This is a genomic window from Nocardioides pyridinolyticus (assembly GCF_054653575.1).
Map to the genome: position 1 here is coordinate 87883 of NZ_BAAIFY010000008.1, position 14672 is coordinate 102554.

General features: G+C 71.4%; 19 protein-coding genes and 2 pseudogenes. 13 read left to right on the forward strand and 8 right to left on the reverse strand.

The window, feature by feature from the left end:
* Positions 1 to 61: 61 nt before the first annotated feature.
* Positions 62 to 1069, reverse strand: coding sequence for a sulfite exporter TauE/SafE family protein (locus ACYQ0U_RS09635; RefSeq protein WP_459972075.1), 1008 nt, complete (start codon positions 1067 to 1069; stop codon positions 62 to 64).
* Positions 1066 to 2910 (reverse strand): adenylyl-sulfate kinase, encoded by a 1845-nt coding sequence (cysC, locus tag ACYQ0U_RS09640; protein ID WP_459972242.1) that lies wholly within the window; start codon positions 2908 to 2910, stop codon positions 1066 to 1068. Before cysC ends, ACYQ0U_RS09635 begins: the two co-directional genes overlap by 4 nt.
* A gap of 46 nt (positions 2911 to 2956) precedes the next feature.
* On the opposite strand from cysC, the gene ACYQ0U_RS09645 reads away from it, so the two are divergent.
* Entirely contained in the window at positions 2957 to 3916 is a 960-nt protein-coding gene (locus tag ACYQ0U_RS09645; protein ID WP_459972077.1) for an asparaginase, read from the forward strand.
* A gap of 13 nt (positions 3917 to 3929) precedes the next feature.
* Positions 3930 to 4946 (forward strand): GDP-mannose 4,6-dehydratase, encoded by a 1017-nt coding sequence (gene gmd / locus ACYQ0U_RS09650; RefSeq protein WP_459972079.1) that lies wholly within the window; start codon positions 3930 to 3932, stop codon positions 4944 to 4946.
* Here the strand turns inward: gmd (ACYQ0U_RS09650) and manA are convergent.
* Entirely contained in the window at positions 4938 to 6179 is a 1242-nt protein-coding gene (gene manA, locus ACYQ0U_RS09655) for a mannose-6-phosphate isomerase, class I (protein WP_459972082.1), read from the reverse strand. The genes gmd (ACYQ0U_RS09650) and manA overlap by 9 nt on opposite strands.
* Positions 6180 to 6281: 102 nt before the next feature.
* Between manA and ACYQ0U_RS09660 the strand changes: the two genes are divergently transcribed.
* The 3 genes from ACYQ0U_RS09660 to ACYQ0U_RS09670 all read left to right on the forward strand — a co-directional run bounded on the left by ACYQ0U_RS09660 (position 6282) and on the right by ACYQ0U_RS09670 (position 7673).
* Positions 6282 to 6665 carry a helix-turn-helix domain-containing protein gene (locus tag ACYQ0U_RS09660; RefSeq protein ID WP_459972084.1) on the forward strand — a complete coding sequence of 128 codons (384 nt, stop codon included), beginning with the start codon at positions 6282 to 6284 and terminating at the stop codon, positions 6663 to 6665.
* Positions 6666 to 6667: 2 nt separating this feature from the next.
* Positions 6668 to 7294 (forward strand): hypothetical protein, encoded by a 627-nt coding sequence (locus ACYQ0U_RS09665; protein WP_459972087.1) that lies wholly within the window; start codon positions 6668 to 6670, stop codon positions 7292 to 7294.
* A 91-nt stretch (positions 7295 to 7385) separates the two neighbouring features.
* The gene (locus ACYQ0U_RS09670; RefSeq protein WP_459972089.1) at positions 7386 to 7673 is read left to right on the forward strand and encodes a DUF2516 family protein; all 288 of its coding nucleotides are present in this window, start codon (positions 7386 to 7388) and stop codon (positions 7671 to 7673) included.
* Here the strand turns inward: ACYQ0U_RS09670 and ACYQ0U_RS09675 are convergent.
* Both ACYQ0U_RS09675 and ACYQ0U_RS09680 read right to left on the reverse strand, forming a co-directional pair.
* The gene (locus ACYQ0U_RS09675) at positions 7606 to 8343 is read right to left on the reverse strand and encodes a CpsD/CapB family tyrosine-protein kinase (RefSeq protein ID WP_459972091.1); all 738 of its coding nucleotides are present in this window, start codon (positions 8341 to 8343) and stop codon (positions 7606 to 7608) included. The genes ACYQ0U_RS09670 and ACYQ0U_RS09675 overlap by 68 nt on opposite strands.
* A gap of 122 nt (positions 8344 to 8465) precedes the next feature.
* Positions 8466 to 8627 (reverse strand): annotated as a pseudogene (locus tag ACYQ0U_RS09680) (GNVR domain-containing protein); the annotation flags it as partial.
* 30 nt (positions 8628 to 8657) lie between these two features.
* Here ACYQ0U_RS09680 and ACYQ0U_RS09685 point away from each other — a divergent pair.
* Positions 8658 to 8828: a hypothetical protein gene (locus ACYQ0U_RS09685; RefSeq protein WP_459972093.1), complete on the forward strand. Its 171-nt coding sequence runs from the start codon at positions 8658 to 8660 to the stop codon at positions 8826 to 8828.
* 35 nt (positions 8829 to 8863) lie between these two features.
* On the opposite strand, the gene ACYQ0U_RS09690 is transcribed toward ACYQ0U_RS09685, so the two are convergent.
* Entirely contained in the window at positions 8864 to 9034 is a 171-nt protein-coding gene (locus tag ACYQ0U_RS09690; protein ID WP_459972095.1) for a Wzz/FepE/Etk N-terminal domain-containing protein, read from the reverse strand.
* A gap of 91 nt (positions 9035 to 9125) precedes the next feature.
* Here ACYQ0U_RS09690 and ACYQ0U_RS09695 point away from each other — a divergent pair, with 91 nt between their 5' ends.
* From ACYQ0U_RS09695 to ACYQ0U_RS09710, 4 genes and pseudogenes are all read left to right on the forward strand, one after another.
* The gene (locus tag ACYQ0U_RS09695) at positions 9126 to 9536 is read left to right on the forward strand and encodes a phosphomannose isomerase type II C-terminal cupin domain (RefSeq protein ID WP_459972097.1); all 411 of its coding nucleotides are present in this window, start codon (positions 9126 to 9128) and stop codon (positions 9534 to 9536) included.
* Positions 9537 to 9571: 35 nt separating this feature from the next.
* Entirely contained in the window at positions 9572 to 10162 is a 591-nt protein-coding gene (locus ACYQ0U_RS09700; protein ID WP_459972100.1) for a nucleoside-diphosphate sugar epimerase/dehydratase, read from the forward strand.
* 30 nt (positions 10163 to 10192) lie between these two features.
* On the forward strand, positions 10193 to 10699 hold the full coding sequence (locus ACYQ0U_RS09705; protein WP_459972102.1) for a polysaccharide biosynthesis protein: 507 nt from the start codon (positions 10193 to 10195) through the stop codon (positions 10697 to 10699).
* 67 nt (positions 10700 to 10766) lie between these two features.
* Positions 10767 to 11323: pseudogene (locus ACYQ0U_RS09710) on the forward strand (polysaccharide biosynthesis protein).
* Here the strand turns inward: ACYQ0U_RS09710 and ACYQ0U_RS09715 are convergent.
* Positions 11261 to 12205, reverse strand: a complete 945-nt coding sequence (locus tag ACYQ0U_RS09715) for a GDP-mannose 4,6-dehydratase (RefSeq protein ID WP_459972104.1) — start codon at positions 12203 to 12205, stop codon at positions 11261 to 11263. The pseudogene ACYQ0U_RS09710 and the gene ACYQ0U_RS09715 sit on opposite strands and share 63 nt — an antisense overlap.
* A 1-nt stretch (position 12206) precedes the next feature.
* The gene (gene gmd, locus ACYQ0U_RS09720; protein WP_459972106.1) at positions 12207 to 13187 is read right to left on the reverse strand and encodes a GDP-mannose 4,6-dehydratase; all 981 of its coding nucleotides are present in this window, start codon (positions 13185 to 13187) and stop codon (positions 12207 to 12209) included.
* Between the two features lie 97 nt (positions 13188 to 13284).
* Between gmd (ACYQ0U_RS09720) and ACYQ0U_RS09725 the strand changes: the two genes are divergently transcribed.
* The 3 genes from ACYQ0U_RS09725 to ACYQ0U_RS09735 are packed head-to-tail and all read left to right on the forward strand — an operon-like array spanning position 13285 to position 14671.
* Positions 13285 to 13641 (forward strand): ArsR/SmtB family transcription factor, encoded by a 357-nt coding sequence (locus tag ACYQ0U_RS09725; protein WP_459972108.1) that lies wholly within the window; start codon positions 13285 to 13287, stop codon positions 13639 to 13641.
* The gene (locus ACYQ0U_RS09730) at positions 13638 to 14117 is read left to right on the forward strand and encodes an SRPBCC family protein (RefSeq protein ID WP_459972110.1); all 480 of its coding nucleotides are present in this window, start codon (positions 13638 to 13640) and stop codon (positions 14115 to 14117) included. The genes ACYQ0U_RS09725 and ACYQ0U_RS09730 overlap by 4 nt, the downstream gene beginning before the upstream one ends.
* Positions 14114 to 14671: a maleylpyruvate isomerase family mycothiol-dependent enzyme gene (locus tag ACYQ0U_RS09735; protein ID WP_459972112.1), complete on the forward strand. Its 558-nt coding sequence runs from the start codon at positions 14114 to 14116 to the stop codon at positions 14669 to 14671. The genes ACYQ0U_RS09730 and ACYQ0U_RS09735 overlap by 4 nt, the downstream gene beginning before the upstream one ends.
* Position 14672 lies beyond the last annotated feature (1 nt).

Sequence of the window (14672 nt, forward strand, 5' to 3'; positions counted from 1 at the left end):
CCGTCATCGTAGCCGCCGAAGGGTCGGTCACCTCAAACCGGACAAATCCTAGTGGTTCGGATCACTCAACTCGGGTACGTCGGCGGCGCCGTGGCGGTTCCCCGTCGAGTTCGGCGACGGTCGGCGCGCCGAACATCGGGAGGCCGCGCTCCTTGCGTAGGAGGCCCCACACGAAGGGGACCAGGAAGATCATCGCGATGCCGACCCCGGCGATCAGCAGCGGGTAGGTCTCGTCCTCGCCGGCGCCGAGCGGGGCCCACTGCGCCTTGTCGAGCAGGGCGAGACCGGACATCGTCAACACGATGATGATGCCGCGCTTGATGATGGACTGCGGCACGCGCGGCGCGAGCTTGCTGCCCCAGATGGTGCCCGGGACGGAGCCCAGGACCAGGGGGATCAAGATCTCCCAGTCGATCCCGTGCAGCGCGATGTTCGAGATCGCCGCGGCCAGTACCAACGGTACCGCCTGGACCAGGTCCGTCCCGACCAGCTTCACAGCGGCGAGGCCGGGGTAGAGCATCAACAGGGAGACCATGATGACCGAGCCGGAGCCGACGCTGGTGATGCCGACCAGCAGGCCGCCCAGCGCGCCGACGAGAAGCGTCGGGATGGGGCGGATCGGCGGGTTCTCGTTCGCGACCCGGCCGCCCGACGTACGTCGGCGCAGGTTGATGTAGAGCCGCAGGGCATAGGTGGAGGCGGCGAACAGCAGCGCGAAGCCGATGCAGATCAGCAGCAGGTGGTCGAGTGACTCGGGCTCGCCACCGGCCATCTGGAAGATCAGCCATGGACCGACCAGCGCCATGGGCACCGACCCGATGATCAACCACTTCGCGAGCTTGAAGTCGGGCGATCCCTCCCGCGAGTGTACGATCGCGCCGCCGGTCTTGTAGATCGCGGCCGCGGTCAGGTCCGCCGTGACCACGGTCGCGGCCTCGCCGACCCCGAGGAAGATCAGTGCCGGAGTCATGAGCGCACCACCACCCATGCCGGTGAGCCCGACCACGATGCCGACGAGGAAGCCGGCGGCGAGCACCGCGAAGAACGTGGTGGTGATCAGGTCGTTCATGAGGTGATCTTCCTCGATCCGGTCAGGGCGGGCAGGACGACGCGCAGCAGCTCCTCGATGGCGCTGGCGGCCGCCTCAGCGGCTTCGGGGCCCCGACGATACGGGTCCGGGACATCGAGCGCCCTGTTGGTGCTCGTTCGCTGCTGACCCACCGCCTCGAGGAGGGCGCGCCCGCTCAGCCCGGTGTCGACGTTCCTGGCCGACTCGGCGAACTGGCCGAGCGTGAAGACCTTGCGGAAGGCGCCGGCGTGGTCGTCGAGGATGAACTGCCGGTGCGCGGTCTCGGCGGTGAGCACCAGGTCGGCGTGCAGCAGGTGCTCGGTGCGCAACGGCCGGCTGCGGAACGAGCCGGCCTCATCGACATCGCGGGCGGCGAGGGTCGCCGCCATCGTCGGGTCCATCGGCGCGGTGTCGAAGCCGTGCGTGCCGACGCTCGCGAACGTCACCGGCGAGTCGGGCCCGACGAGGTGGCGCGAGAGCAGCTCCATGAACGGGGAGCGGCAGATGTTGGCGGTGCAGACGTAGAGCACGCGCAGGGGCTCCGCGGGGTCGGTGATGGGGTCGAGGCTCGTGGCCGACGCTCCTCGCACCTCGACCACCGGTTCGGCCGTCGGGGGCGCAGCCGCCTCGACCGCCGGGTCGGTCAGGTCGAGGTGGCCGGCGTCCCGGAGCGCGACGAGGACGTCGTCGAGCGCGTCCTCGATGCTGCGGCCGGTGGTGTCGACCCGGACGTCGGCGTCCTGGGGCTCCTCGTAGGGGGAGGAGATGCCGGTGAACTCGGGGATCTCGCCGCGGCGAGCCTTCGCGTAGAGGCCCTTGCGGTCCCGGCGCTCGCACTCCTCCAGCGGGGTGGCGACATGGACGAGGAAGAACGCCCCGCCGGCCTCGTCGACCATCGCGCGGACCTGCTGGCGGGTCTCGTCGAACGGCGCGATCGGGCTGCACACCGCGACCCCGCCGTGACGGGCGATCTCCGCCGCGACCCAGCCGATCCGGCGGATGTTGGTCTCCCGGTCCTCCTTGGAGAAGGTGAGGCCGGCCGAGAGGTTGCGGCGCACGACGTCGCCGTCGAGGCTCGTGAGGGACCGGGTGCCGCGCTCGAGCAGCCGGTCCATGAGCGCGCGGGCGAGGGTGGACTTGCCGCTGCCGGAGAGCCCGGAGAAGAACAGCACGAGCCCCTGCTCCGCCGGGGCGGGCCGGTCACGGGCCACGATGTCGGCGATCTCCGCCGGGTACGCGCCGGTCGGGTCGTCGGTGACCCCGACGACCGGGTCGTCGCCCGCGTAGTTGGCGACGACCTGGACGCCGAGGTCGTGATCGACATCGGGGTCGCCGTGCGCGGCGAGTGGGATCGCGACGACCTCGGCGTCCGGCAGCTGCGCGGCGGCGGCGAGCGTCGCGCGGATGAGCGCCACGGGTGAGAGTTCGGGGGTGCCGTGGCCGACCAGCGGGAGCAGGACGGCGGGCCCGACGGTCGCGATCGCCGTCAGCTGCGGCGTGGTGAGCGCGTCGACGAGCGGGACGAACGTGCGCCCGGCGTACCGGCTCCGGGTCTCGGTCGGGGTCAGGTAGTAGCGGCGGAACGGCCCGTACTGCGCGTGCGTGAGCGGCTCGATGGTGCCGCCGGGGAGGTCGACCTGCGCGAGCGGCAGGCCCTCGGGGTCGACGAGCTCGACGGCGCCGGCGGCCCGGGCGCGCTCGCTCACCTCGGCGGGCAGGTCGAGCGTGACCGCGCTGCCGGGCTCGTTGAAGGCGACGGTCGGCGCGTAGGCCCCGGTGACCAGCAGCTCCAGGTCGTCGAGCTCGCGCGGGGTCGGGCAGTGCTGCGGCACGGGGGGCATCGACACGGCCCCCATGGTGCCATTCCCCGGGAGCTAGCCTGCCGCCATGTCTGAACCCGTGGTCGTCGCAGAGCTGGTCCGCTCGGGGTTCGTGGAGGGCCACCACTACGGATCGGTGGTCGCGCTGGGTGCCGACGGGGAGGTCGAGTGGGGCGTCGGAGCGGTCACCGTGCCGGTCCTGCCGCGCTCGTGCAACAAGCCGCTCCAGGCGGTCGGGATGGTGCGGCTCGGCCTCGACCTGTCGCCGGACCTGCTCGCGCTCGCCTGCGCCTCGCACTCCGGGGAGCCCTTCCACGTCGAGGGGGTACGCCGCGTGCTCTCCTCGGCCGGGCTGCCCGAGTCGGCGTTGCGCACCCCTGCCGGCTGGCCGCTCGACGACGTCGAGCGGGACGCGGTCCTCCGGGCGGGCGGCGAGGCCACGCCGCTGCTGATGAACTGCTCGGGCAAGCACGCCGCGATGCTCGCGACCTGTGTGGCCAACGGCTGGGACACCGACTCCTACCTCGACCCGCAGCACCCGCTCCAGCGCGGGATCCGCGCGACCTTCGAGGAGCTGACCGGCGAGCCGGTCGCCGCGGTCGCGGTCGACGGTTGCGGTGCGCCGTTGCTCTCCACGTCGCTCGTGGGGCTGGCTCGGGCGTTCCGCCGGCTCGCGCTCGCGACGGACGGTGCCGAGCACCGGGTCGCCGAGGCGATCCGGGCCCACCCCGCTCACGTGTCGGGCACCCGACGCGACGAGCTCACGCTGCTGACCGCGATCCCCGGCGCGATCGGCAAGATGGGCGCGGAGGGCAGTCACGTCCTGGCGCTCGCGGACGGTCGCGCGTTCGCGCTCAAGGTCGACGACGGTGCTGACCGGGCCAGGCCGGTGGTGCTGGCGGCGGCGCTGCGGCGGTCGGGCGTGGTCGACGAGCCGGGTGTGGACGGCGCTGCCGTCCGGCGTACCGGGGAGGCGCCGCTGACCGGTGGGGGCGAGCGGGTGGGCGAGATCCGGGCGGTCCTGTGACAGGCTCTCCCGCGTGACGCGACGGGCACTGATCACCGGCATCACCGGCCAGGACGGGTCCTACCTCGCCGAGCTGCTGCTCGCGAAGGGCTACGAGGTCCACGGGCTGCGCCGTCGCTCGTCCACGTTCAACCGCTCCCGGATCGAGCACCTCTACCAGGACCCGCACGACCCGGACGCCCGGCTGTTCCTGCACTACGCCGACCTCTCCGACGGCGCCCGGCTGATCCGGCTGCTCCACCGCATCCAGCCGGACGAGGTCTACAACCTCGCCGGGCAGTCCCACGTCGGTGCCAGCTTCGAGGAGCCCGAGCACACCGCGATGACCACCGGCATCGGGCCGGTGACGCTGCTGGAGGCGATCCGCACCGCCGGGATCGACTGCCGCTTCTACCAGGCGTCGAGCTCGGCGATGTTCGGCGCCGCGACCGGCCGTCAGGACGAGACCTCGGTGTTCCGGCCGAACTCGCCCTACGGCGCGGCGAAGCTGCACGCGCACTGGACGACGGTGACCTACCGCGAGGGCTACGGGATGTTCGCGGTCAGCGGGATCCTCTTCAACCACGAGTCACCACGACGCGGCGAGACCTTCGTGACGAGGAAGGTCAGCCGCGCGGTCGCGCGGATCCGTGCGGGGCTCGACGACTACCTCTACCTCGGCAACCTCGACCCGTGCCGGGACTGGGGCTACGCGCCGGAGTACGTCGAGGGCATGTGGCGGATGCTGCAGGCCGACGAGCCCGACGACTACGTCCTGGCCACCGGGACGAGCTACAGCGTCCGCGACTTCGTCGCAGCCGCGTTCGACCGGGCCGGCTTGGACTGGGAGAAGCACGTGCGCACCGACGAGCGCTACGTGCGGCCCACGGAGACGGCGGTGCTCATGGGCGACCCGTCGAAGGCCGAGGACAGGCTGGGCTGGCGACCGACGGTCACGGCGGGCGAGCTGGTGCGGATCATGGTCGACGCCGACGTCGCGGCGCTGGAGCACTCCGGGCCCTGGATCGACCGGCCCTGGCCGTCAGCCTGAGCCCACGGGGACGCCGCCGATCGCGACGCGACCGGCGCCACTGATCTCGAGGGCGCCCTCGTCGTGGCCGACGAAGGCCGCGGCCCCCCGCGCCAGGGTCTGGCTGTCGGCGTCGGTGGCGACCGTCACCTCGCCCTCCAGCACGAGCACGATGCACGGGCCGGCGACCGGGAGGTCGCTCGCCGGTGCCGCGGCGACGTGGAGGCTGAACTCCGCGGCCGGCGGGGTGTACGCCAGGATGCCGGGCCCCGCCTCGTCCGGTTCCCACTGCGGGGGAGGCGTCGGCCGGAAGTCGGCGATGTCGAGGAGCTCGGGCACGTCGACGTGCTTCGGGGTGAGGCCGGCGCGGACGACGTTGTCGGACGCCGCCATGATCTCCACGCCGAAGCCCGAGGTGTAGGCGTGCACGATGCCGGCGTCGAGGAACATCGCCTCGCCGGGCCGGAGGATCACGTGGTTGAGCAGCAGGGTCACCAGGACGCCCGGATCCCGGGGGTACCTGGCGGCGAGGGGCGGCGTCTGGGCGAAGACCCGGGTCGCCTCGCGGTCGACGTCGTCCCGGTCGCGGTGCATGCGAGGCGACGGCGGGCGCCGGCGGTGCCCCTCGTCCTCGGCCCGCCGGGCAGCCGCGCTGACCGCGGCCAACAGCGGGGCGATCTCGTCGGCGGGGAGGGCGAGCATCCGGGCGACGACCGCATGCAGGGCCTTCTCCGGCTCCCCGACCGCGAGCTCGTCGGCGACCGCGTCGGCCCACGGCAGGTCGAGCATCCGCAGGATCGCGGCGGACTTCTCGACGTCACGGAAGCCGGCCATCCCCTCGAACCTGGTGAGGGCGACGATCAGCTCGGGCTTGTGCGACTCGTCCTGGTAGCTGCGGTCGGGCGCGCCCACCGGGATGCCCGCGGTGTCCTCGCGGGCGAAGCCCGCGCGGGCGCGCTCCGCGGTGGGATGGACCTGGAGCGACAGGGGTTCGGCCGCCGCGAGCGCCTTCACGAGGAACGGGAGACGGCCGCCGAAGCGGCGGGTGACCTCCGGACCGAGCAGCTCCTCGGGACGGAGGGCGATCAGGTCGGCGAGCGTCCTCCCGTCGTGGAGGAGGGCGGGGTCGCCGGGGTGGGCCCCCAGCCACAGCTCGGCGTGGGGCTCGCCGTCCGGCTCGCCGCCCAGGAACCGCGGCAGGAGCGTGCGCGAGCCCCAGGCGTAGCGCCGTACGGCGCCGTCGAGCCGCTGCATCGTCGTCCCACCTTTCCCGGAGGCCCCAATCCTAGGGCGGTGTGCAGGGTCTCACTCACCTGGTGCTTGCAAAGTGCTTGCTCTTGCTAGCACGATGGGGGCATGGCCAGGACGCGCGTCGGCAGGACCGTCGAGGGACTCGGTGAGTACCTGAAGGAGCAGCGGGTGGCTGCCCACCTGTCGCTTCGGCAGCTCGCCGACCTCGCGGGCGTGTCGAACCCGTACCTGAGCCAGATCGAACGCGGGCTGCGACGTCCTTCCGCCGAGGTTCTCCAGCAGATCGCCAAGGCGCTGCGGATCTCGGCGGAGCAGCTCTACGTCCGCGCCGGGATCGTCAGCCCCGGGGACGGGGCCGCCGGGTCGGTGGAGCTCGCGATTCTCGGGGACAACGCCCTCACGGAGCGGCAGAAGCAGTCCCTGCTGGACGTGTATGCGTCCTTCCTCGCCCTCAACAAGGGCAGTGACCCAACCCCCACGAAGGAGTGAACATGGCCAAGGCCAAGTTCGACATCAAGACCGAGGCGGCTCGCCCGCTCTACGCCGGCGTCGGGGTCACCGACCTCGCCGTGGCCGCCGTCCGCGACTACGTCGCCGACGTGCAGAAGAAGTTCGGTGGTGTCCAGAAGGACGTCCAGGCCCGGATCACCGGCTTCGAGTTCGAGCCCAAGACGCTGCGCGACCAGGCCCTGACGGTCGTCAGCGCCCGCGTGGACGCGCTGTCCAAGGACGCCAAGGCCCGTCGTGCCGCGATCGAGGCGCGGGTCGCCGAGCTCCAGGCCGACGCGAAGACGCTCCCGACGACCGTGACCGGCACCTACGCCGAGCTCGCCAAGCGTGGCGAGACCCTGGTCGAGCGGATCCGCAAGCAGCAGTCGACCAAGGACGCCAAGGCCTCCGCCGCGACCACGACCGCGAAGGCGAAGACCACCACGACGCAGGCGAAGAAAGCCGGTTCGACCACGGCCAAGAAGGCCGCCAAGAGGGCGTCGACCACCGCCAAGAAGTCGTCGACCGCGCCGAGGAGCAGCGCGAAGGCGACCGCGACCGCTGCCAAGACGACCGCGTCCAGCACCGCGCAGGCCGCCACCGACGCCGTCCAGAAGGTCGGCGACTGAAGAGATCAGGAGCAGCTGACGCTGTTCTGAAGGCGTTGGCCCCGGACGGTGTCCGGGGCCAACGTGCCTCCGGTGCCCGTAGGCTAGGCGCGTGCTGCATGTGTTCGACGCCGAGCTGAAGCTGATGCTGATCGTGGAGCTGGTGCTCCTCGTGGTGAAGCTGTTCGCGTTCATCAACAGCCTCCTCTACTCCGCGGAGGCCTACAACGCAGCCAACAAGCTCACCAAGCCGGCCTGGACGATCATCCTCGGGCTGGGCGTCGTGGTTCAGCTGGTGCTCGGCGGCCCGCTGGGGATCGTGAACCTGGCGTTCACGATCGCGGCTTTCGTCTACCTCGCCGACGTCCGTCCCGCGCTGGCTTCGCTGACCCGTCGCTAGCCGGCAGATAGCCGTACCCGTAGCCATAGCCGTACCCGTAGCCGTACCCGCCGCCCTTCTTGCGAGTCGGCGCGAGGTTGACCACCACGCCGACGGCCTTGGCGTCGACCGACTCGACCCGCTCGATGGCGTGCTCGAGCTGGTCCCGGGTCGTCTTCCCGTGCCGGATCACGATGAGCGCGCCGTCCGCCTGGGCGGCGAGCAGGGCGGCGTCGGTGACCGGCAGGAGCGGTGGCGCGTCGAGGATGACGATGTCGAACTCGTCGCGCAGCTGGCCGAGCAGCTTCTCCATGGCGTTCGACTGCAACAGCTCGGACGGGTTCGGCGGGATCGGGCCGCTGGAGAGCACCCAGAGATCGGTGTCGGTGTACTTCTGGAGCGCGTCGCGCAGGTGCACCTTGCCGATGAGCACGCTGGTGGTCCCGACGCCGTCGTCGAGGCCGAGCCGGTTGGCGATGAGCGGACGGCGCAGGTCGCACTCCACGAGGGCGACGCGCTGGTTGGCCAGGGCGAGCGTGATGGCGAGGTTCGCCGCCGTGGTCGTCTTGCCCTCGCTCGGCAGCGAGCTGCTGACCACGAAGACCTTCTGGTCGTGGTCCACCTCGACGTACTGCATGTTCGTGCGCAGGACGCGGAACGACTCCGACCACGGGGTGGCGGACGAGAGCACCTCGGCAGGCGGCCGCTTGACGGCCGAGCCGTCGGAGTTGATGCGCCCAGGATCGGGGCAGAGGTCACCGCGGCGACATCCTCGGTGGACTTCAGGGAGGTGTCCAGCAACTCGCGGACGACGGCCAGGCCGACGCCGAGCAAGAGGCCCGGGACCAGGGCGAGGCCGAGGTTGCGGGCCGGCTGGGGACTGACCGGGGTGTCGGAGACTTGGGCGTTGTCGACGATCGAGGCCTGCACCAGCGCCTGGTTGTTCGAGCCCTGCGACTCCAGCTGGGCGACCATCGTGCTGAGACCCTCGGCGTACCCTGGGCGATGTCGCGGGCCACCACCGGGTCCGGGTGGGTCGCGGTGATGTCGAGCAGCACGGTGTCCGGGCTGACGCTGGTCGAGACGCTCGCCCGGAGCTCGGTGGGAGTCAGATCACCGCCGAGGTCGGCGGACACCCGCTCGGCGAGCTTGGTCTTCGTCACCAGCTCGGCGTAGGAGGCGACCCGCTGGGTCGCGAACAGGTTGCCGGTCTAGGCGTCGCTGGCGTCGGACGGGCTGGTCGAGACGAAAATGCTCGCCGTCGAGGCGTACTGTGGGGTCGCCTGCCAGGTGAGAGCGGCGGCGGCCAGGGCAATCGCGACAGTGGCGACGATGACGCGCCATCGGCGGCGCACGGTCAGCCAGTAGTCCTTGAGCTCCACCTGGTCCTCATTCCTGTCCGCGTCCCCATGTGGCGGCGTCCGCGAACAGTATCCGCCGTTTCGCCCTCATATGCCGAGCCGCCCCGCTACCGTGACCTACGACCGGGTGGCCATCCCGGTTCTCTGGGGGGAGATCGGCATGATCGGCGACTTCGAAGTGCGCCCGTGGGGCAGCTGGCACGTGCTCGACGAGAGCGACGGCTACAAGGTGAAGCGGATCGAGGTGCGGGCCGGCCAGCGGCTGTCGTACCAGACGCACGAGCACCGCTCGGAGCTCTGGGCCGTGGTGTCCGGGACGGCCACGTGCGTGGTCGAGGGTCAGACTCTCCTCGCCCGAACCGGCGAGTCGGTGGAGGTGCCGATCGGCGTCGCCCACCGGATCGCCAACCTGCACGGCGAGGACCTCGTCATCATCGAGATCCAGCGAGGTGCCTACACTGGCGAGGACGACATCCTTCGGCTCGAGGACGACTACGGTCGCTGCGAAGCGCTGCAGGTCTGACACCGGACCACCCGTTTGGCCGGGGGGACGAACCTGTGAGCGATCTGGTCGCGCTGATGAGGCGGCACCGCGCGCCGCTGGCCGTGCTGTTGGACGTGGGCGCCTGGCTGACGAGCTACGTCGTCTTCGCCTGGCTGCGGCTGGACGGTGCGTCGGCCAGCGTGCCCTGGGGCGAGGTGATGGTGGTCGCGTGCGGCACCGCCCTGGCCTACGTCGTCGTCGCTGCGTCCTGCCGGCTGCACCAGGAGCGCGCCCGAGCCGCGAGCCTCGAGGAGATGGTGCTGCTCGGGCTGCTCATGGGTGGCACCGGTGCGGCGGTCTTCCTGCTCAACCTCGTCACCCAGTGGGTCCCGCGCAGCATCCCGGCGGGGGCCACTCTCGGCGCGCTCGTGCTCGCCGCCTGGGCCCGGGCCGCCTGGCGGTCGCTGCACGAATGGGACGGGAGGTCGGGCGGAGGGCGCGACGACGGCACGGCGCTGACCCTGGTGGTGGGGGCGGGAGAGGCCGGTCGCGAGCTGATCGCCTCGATGCAGCGCGACCGGCTGAACCGGTACATCCCCGTCGGCCTGCTCGACGACGACCCGCGCAAGCGCCACCTCCGGATCCGGCACGTGCCCGTCCTCTGATCGACGCGGCACCTCGCCGCCGACGTGCCGGTGAAGGTGCTGCCGGCGACGACCCAGCTGCTCACCGAGACCGTCGGCATCCGCGACCTGCGCGATGTCAACATCACCGACGTACTCGGCCGCAACCAGCTCGACACCGACGTGGCGGCGATCGCCGGCTACCTCGCCGGTCGCAAGGTCCTGGTGACCGGATCCGGTGGGTCGATCGGGTCCGAACTGTGTCGCCAGATCCACCGCTACGGACCGGCGGAGCTGATGATGCTGGACCGCGACGAGTCCGCGTTGCACGCCGTCCAGCTGTCGATCCACGGGCGCGCCCTGCTCGACTCCGACGACGTCCTCCTGTGCGACATCCGCGACGAGGCGGCGGTCCGGACGATCTTCGCCGCCCGCAAGCCGGATGTGGTCTTCCACGCGGCCGCGCTGAAGCATCTCCCCATGCTCGAGCAGTTCCCCGCCGAGGCCGTGAAGACCAACTGCTGGGCACCCGCAACGTCCTGCGCGCCGCGGACCTCGTCGGCGTCGACCGGTTCGTGAACATCTCGACCGACAAGGCCGCGAACCCCAGCAGCGTCCTCGGCTGGTCCAAGCGGGTGCCGAACGGATGACCGCGGAGCAGGCCCACGGCGCGGACGGGGTCTACCTCTCCGTCCGGTTCGGCAACGTCCTGGGCAGTCGCGGCTCGGTGCTGGAGTCCTTCGCCCGCCAGATCGCCGAGGGGGCCCACTCACGGTGACCCATCCCGAGGTCACCCGCTTCTTCATAACGATCGAGGAGGCGTGCCAGCTCGTGATCCAGGCGGCCGCCATCGGCGACCCCGGCGAAGCCCTCGTGCTCGACATGGGTGAGCCGGTGCGCATCGTCGATGTCGCCCGTCAGCTCATGGAGCAGGCGGGGACCCCGGTCGACATCGAGTTCACGGGCCTGCGCGACGGCGAGAAGCTGCACGAGGAGCTCTTCGGCGACGACGAGCCGCGTGACGTCCGGCCCCGGCACCCTCTCGTCTCGCACGTGCCGGTGCCGCCGCTCAGTGACGAGGAGGTCCGGGCGCTGCCGACCTCGGGCACGACGGAGGAGGTACGGCGGGCGCTGGCGGCGTCAGGAGGCCAGGTCGGCGTCGACCATGCGGCCGACGACCTCGCCGAACTCGACCGTCGGTGACCAGTCGAGCGCCTCACGTGCCCGCGTCGCGTCTCCCACGAGCTCGGTCGGGTCGGCCGGGCGGACGAACTCCGGGTCGATGACGACGTACCGCTCCCAGTCCTCGACCCCGGCCCGGGCGAACGCCACCGCGACGAACTCGCGCACGGAGTGGGCGACCCCGGTGGCGACGACGTAGTCGCGAGGCACGTCGGCCCGGGCTGCGCGGACCATCGCGTCCACGTAGTCGGGGGCCCAGCCCCAGTCGCGACGGGCATCGAGGTTGCCGAGCGCGAGGCGGCTCGCCCGGCCTTGGGCGATCGCGGCGACGGTCGAGGTGATCTTGCGGGTCACGAAGTGGTCGGGCCGGCGCGGGGACTCGTGGTTGTAGAGGATCGCACTCACGGCGTGGAGCTCGCGGCGGCGGTAGACGTCGACCATCAGGTGGGCGTACGCCTTGGCGGCACCGTAGGGGTTGACCGGGCGCACCGGAGTCGCCTCGTTCTGGGGCGAGCGGTCGGGCTCGCCGAAGATCTCCGCGCTCGATGCCTGCACGAAGCGCACCGGTCGGCCGTGCTTGTCCTGGACCCGCAGCGCCGACTCCATGAGGGACGCCGCCGCCAGAGCGTTGACCCGCGCCGTCAGGTCGGGCTCGTCCCAGGAGCGCGCCACCGAGCTGAGCGCGGCGAGGTTGTAGACCTCGTCCGGAGCGAGGTCGGCGAGCAGGCGACGGACGTCCTGGACCGCGGTCAGGTCGCCGCTGTGCAGCTCGACGCCCGGGACATCCGGCGGCGGCTCGGCGTCGTGCGCGAGCGCGTGTACCTCGACGCCGTCGGCGAGCAGCCGCTCGGCCAGGTAGCTGCCGTCCTGTCCGCCGATGCCGGTGACGAAGGCGAGCGTCATGTCACCAGCCGCCGCGGGTCGCGGCGAGATCGGCGTCGACCATCAGCGCGACCAGCTCGCGGAACGACACCTTCGGCTTCCAGCCCAGCACCTGGTGCGCCTTACTGGCATCGCCGATCAGGTGGTCGACCTCGGCCGGGCGCATGAAGCGCGGGTCCTGGCGGACGTACGGCGTCCAGTCCTCGATGCCGACGTGGCGGAACGCCTCGTCGAGGAAGTCCCGGATCGAGTGCGCCTCGCCGGTGGCGACCACGTAGTCGTCGCCGTGCGGCTGCTGGAGCATGAGCCACATCGCCTCGACGTAGTCGCCGGCGAAGCCCCAGTCGCGCTCGGCGTCGAGGTTGCCCAGCACCAGCTCGTCCTGGAGGCCGAGCTTGATCCGCGCGACCGCCTCGCTGATCTTGCGCGTCACGAACTCCGGTCCACGCCGGGGCGACTCGTGGTTGAAGAGGATCCCCGAGGAGGCGTGCATGCCGTACGACTCGCGGTAGTTGATCGTCATGTAGTGGCCGAAGACCTTGCTGACGCCATAGGGCGACCGGGGCCAGAGCAGGGTGCGCTCGTGCTGCGGGACCTCCTGCACCTTGCCGAACATCTCCGAGCTGGAGGCCTGGTAGAACCGGATCCCTTCGGGCTTGTCACCGGTGTGCAGGCGCACGGCCTCGAGCATGTTGAGCACGCCCTTGGCGGTCACGTCGGTGGTGAGCTGGGCGTTCTCCCAGGAGTAGGCGACGAACGAGACCGCGCCGAGGTTGTAGACCTCGTCCGGGTCGGAGTCCCGCAGCGCCCGGATCAGGCTGGACATGTCGGTGAGGTCGCCGTGGTGAAGCCGCACGTCGGGGAGCAGGCGCTGCACCAGGTCGAGCTTGGGGTTGTTCTGCCCCCGGATGACGCCGTGGACGTCGTACCCCTTGGCGAGCAGGAGTTCGGCCAGGTAGAGCCCGTCCTGGCCGGTGATCCCGGTGATGAGCGCGGTCGGCATGCACGGATTGTGCCAGCGGATCGTTCGCAACCACATGGTTGACAACCCGTCGGGATGCCGGCAGCGTGTTTTCAACCACCTGGTTGAGGAGTATTCGATGGCGGACCAGCTCTCCCGGGCCTTCCAGGCCCTGGCCGACCCCACCCGGCGCGACCTGGTCGCGCGGCTCGCGGCCGACGGCGACGCGACGGTCGGGGAGCTCGCGGCGCCGTACGACGTGAGCGTGCAGGCCGTCTCCAAGCACCTCAAGGTGCTCGAGGACGCCGGTCTGGTGAGCCGCAGCCGGGACGCCCAGCGGCGCCCGGTCCACCTCGAGGCCGAGGTGTTCGACCTGATGACGAAGTGGATCGAGCGCTACCGGCGCCAGGCCGAGGAGCGCTACCGCCGCCTCGACGGTGTCCTCGCCGCGATGGACGAGGACCCCAGGCAGACGAGCGAAGGAGGAGCATCATGAGCGAGACCACGATCGAGGCCGTGAAGGACCTCCCGGTCATCCGGATCACCCGCGAGTTCGATGCGCCGGCCGAGCGGGTCTTCCGGGCGCACACCGACCGCGACCTGTTCGCGCAGTGGATCGGTCCGCGCCGCATCCACACGCGGATCACCGAGTGGGACGCCACCACCGGCGGCCGCTGGGCCTACCGCAACACCCGCGCCGAGGACGGTCTGGACACCGGCTTCTTCGGGTCCTTCCACGAGGTCCGCCCGAACGAGCGGATCGTGCAGACCTTCACCTGGGAGGGCGCGCCGGACGGCGTGAGCCTGGAGACCATGACGTTCGAGGACCTGCCCGATGGTCGCTGCCGGATCGTCGGCACCTCCGTCGTCGAGAGCCTCGAGCTCCGCGACCTGATCCTGTCCAGCGGCATGGAGGTCGGCGTCAACGAGGGCTACGAGAAGCTCGACGCGATCCTGGCGAGCACCTCGTGACCCCCGCCGCCCACCACCGGGAGGTGGCAGCGCTCTTCACCGAGAAGGTCGAGGGCGCCACCGACTGGGACGTGCCCGCACCGGTCGACGGCTGGGTGGCGCGCGACGTCGTGCGCCACCTCGTCACCTGGCTGCCCGGCTACCTCCACTCCCGCGGCCTGCCGCCGCTGCCGGGCGGGCCGTCGGTCGAGGCCGACCCGGTCGGGGCCTGGCGCGCCCAGGCCGACGCCGTCCAGGCGCTGCTCGAGGGCCCCGACGCCGGCCGGGCGTTCGAGGACCCGTTCATGGGTCCGCAGCGGCTCGGCGAGCTGGTCGACCGCATCTACACCGGCGACGTCTTCCTGCACACCTGGGACCTCGCACGGGCCACCGGCCAGGACGACACCCTCGACCCCGAGACCTGCGCGGCCATGCTCGCGGGCATGGAGCCGATCGAGGACGTGATGCGCTCCAGCGGTCAGTACGGCGCCCGGGTGGACGTCCCGGCGGACGCCGATGTGCAGACCCGGCTGCTCGGGTTCATCGGCCGCGATCCGGGGTGGCGCGCCCCGTAGG

Bases quoted from the DNA above. Each gene is read 5' to 3' on its own strand.
- ACYQ0U_RS09635 (WP_459972075.1), bottom strand. From the start codon at position 1,069: ATGAACGACCTGATCACCACCACGTTCTTCGCGGTGCTCGCCGCCGGC.
- cysC (WP_459972242.1), bottom strand. From the start codon at position 2,910: ATGCCCCCCGTGCCGCAGCACTGCCCGACCCCGCGCGAGCTCGACGAC.
- ACYQ0U_RS09645 (WP_459972077.1), top strand. From the start codon at position 2,957: ATGTCTGAACCCGTGGTCGTCGCAGAGCTGGTCCGCTCGGGGTTCGTG.
- manA (WP_459972082.1), bottom strand. From the start codon at position 6,179: ATGCAGCGGCTCGACGGCGCCGTACGGCGCTACGCCTGGGGCTCGCGC.
- ACYQ0U_RS09660 (WP_459972084.1), top strand. From the start codon at position 6,282: ATGGCCAGGACGCGCGTCGGCAGGACCGTCGAGGGACTCGGTGAGTAC.
- ACYQ0U_RS09665 (WP_459972087.1), top strand. From the start codon at position 6,668: ATGGCCAAGGCCAAGTTCGACATCAAGACCGAGGCGGCTCGCCCGCTC.
- ACYQ0U_RS09685 (WP_459972093.1), top strand. From the start codon at position 8,658: ATGTCGCGGGCCACCACCGGGTCCGGGTGGGTCGCGGTGATGTCGAGC.
- ACYQ0U_RS09715 (WP_459972104.1), bottom strand. From the start codon at position 12,205: ATGACGCTCGCCTTCGTCACCGGCATCGGCGGACAGGACGGCAGCTAC.
- gmd (WP_459972106.1), bottom strand. From the start codon at position 13,187: ATGCCGACCGCGCTCATCACCGGGATCACCGGCCAGGACGGGCTCTAC.
- ACYQ0U_RS09725 (WP_459972108.1), top strand. From the start codon at position 13,285: ATGGCGGACCAGCTCTCCCGGGCCTTCCAGGCCCTGGCCGACCCCACC.
- ACYQ0U_RS09730 (WP_459972110.1), top strand. From the start codon at position 13,638: ATGAGCGAGACCACGATCGAGGCCGTGAAGGACCTCCCGGTCATCCGG.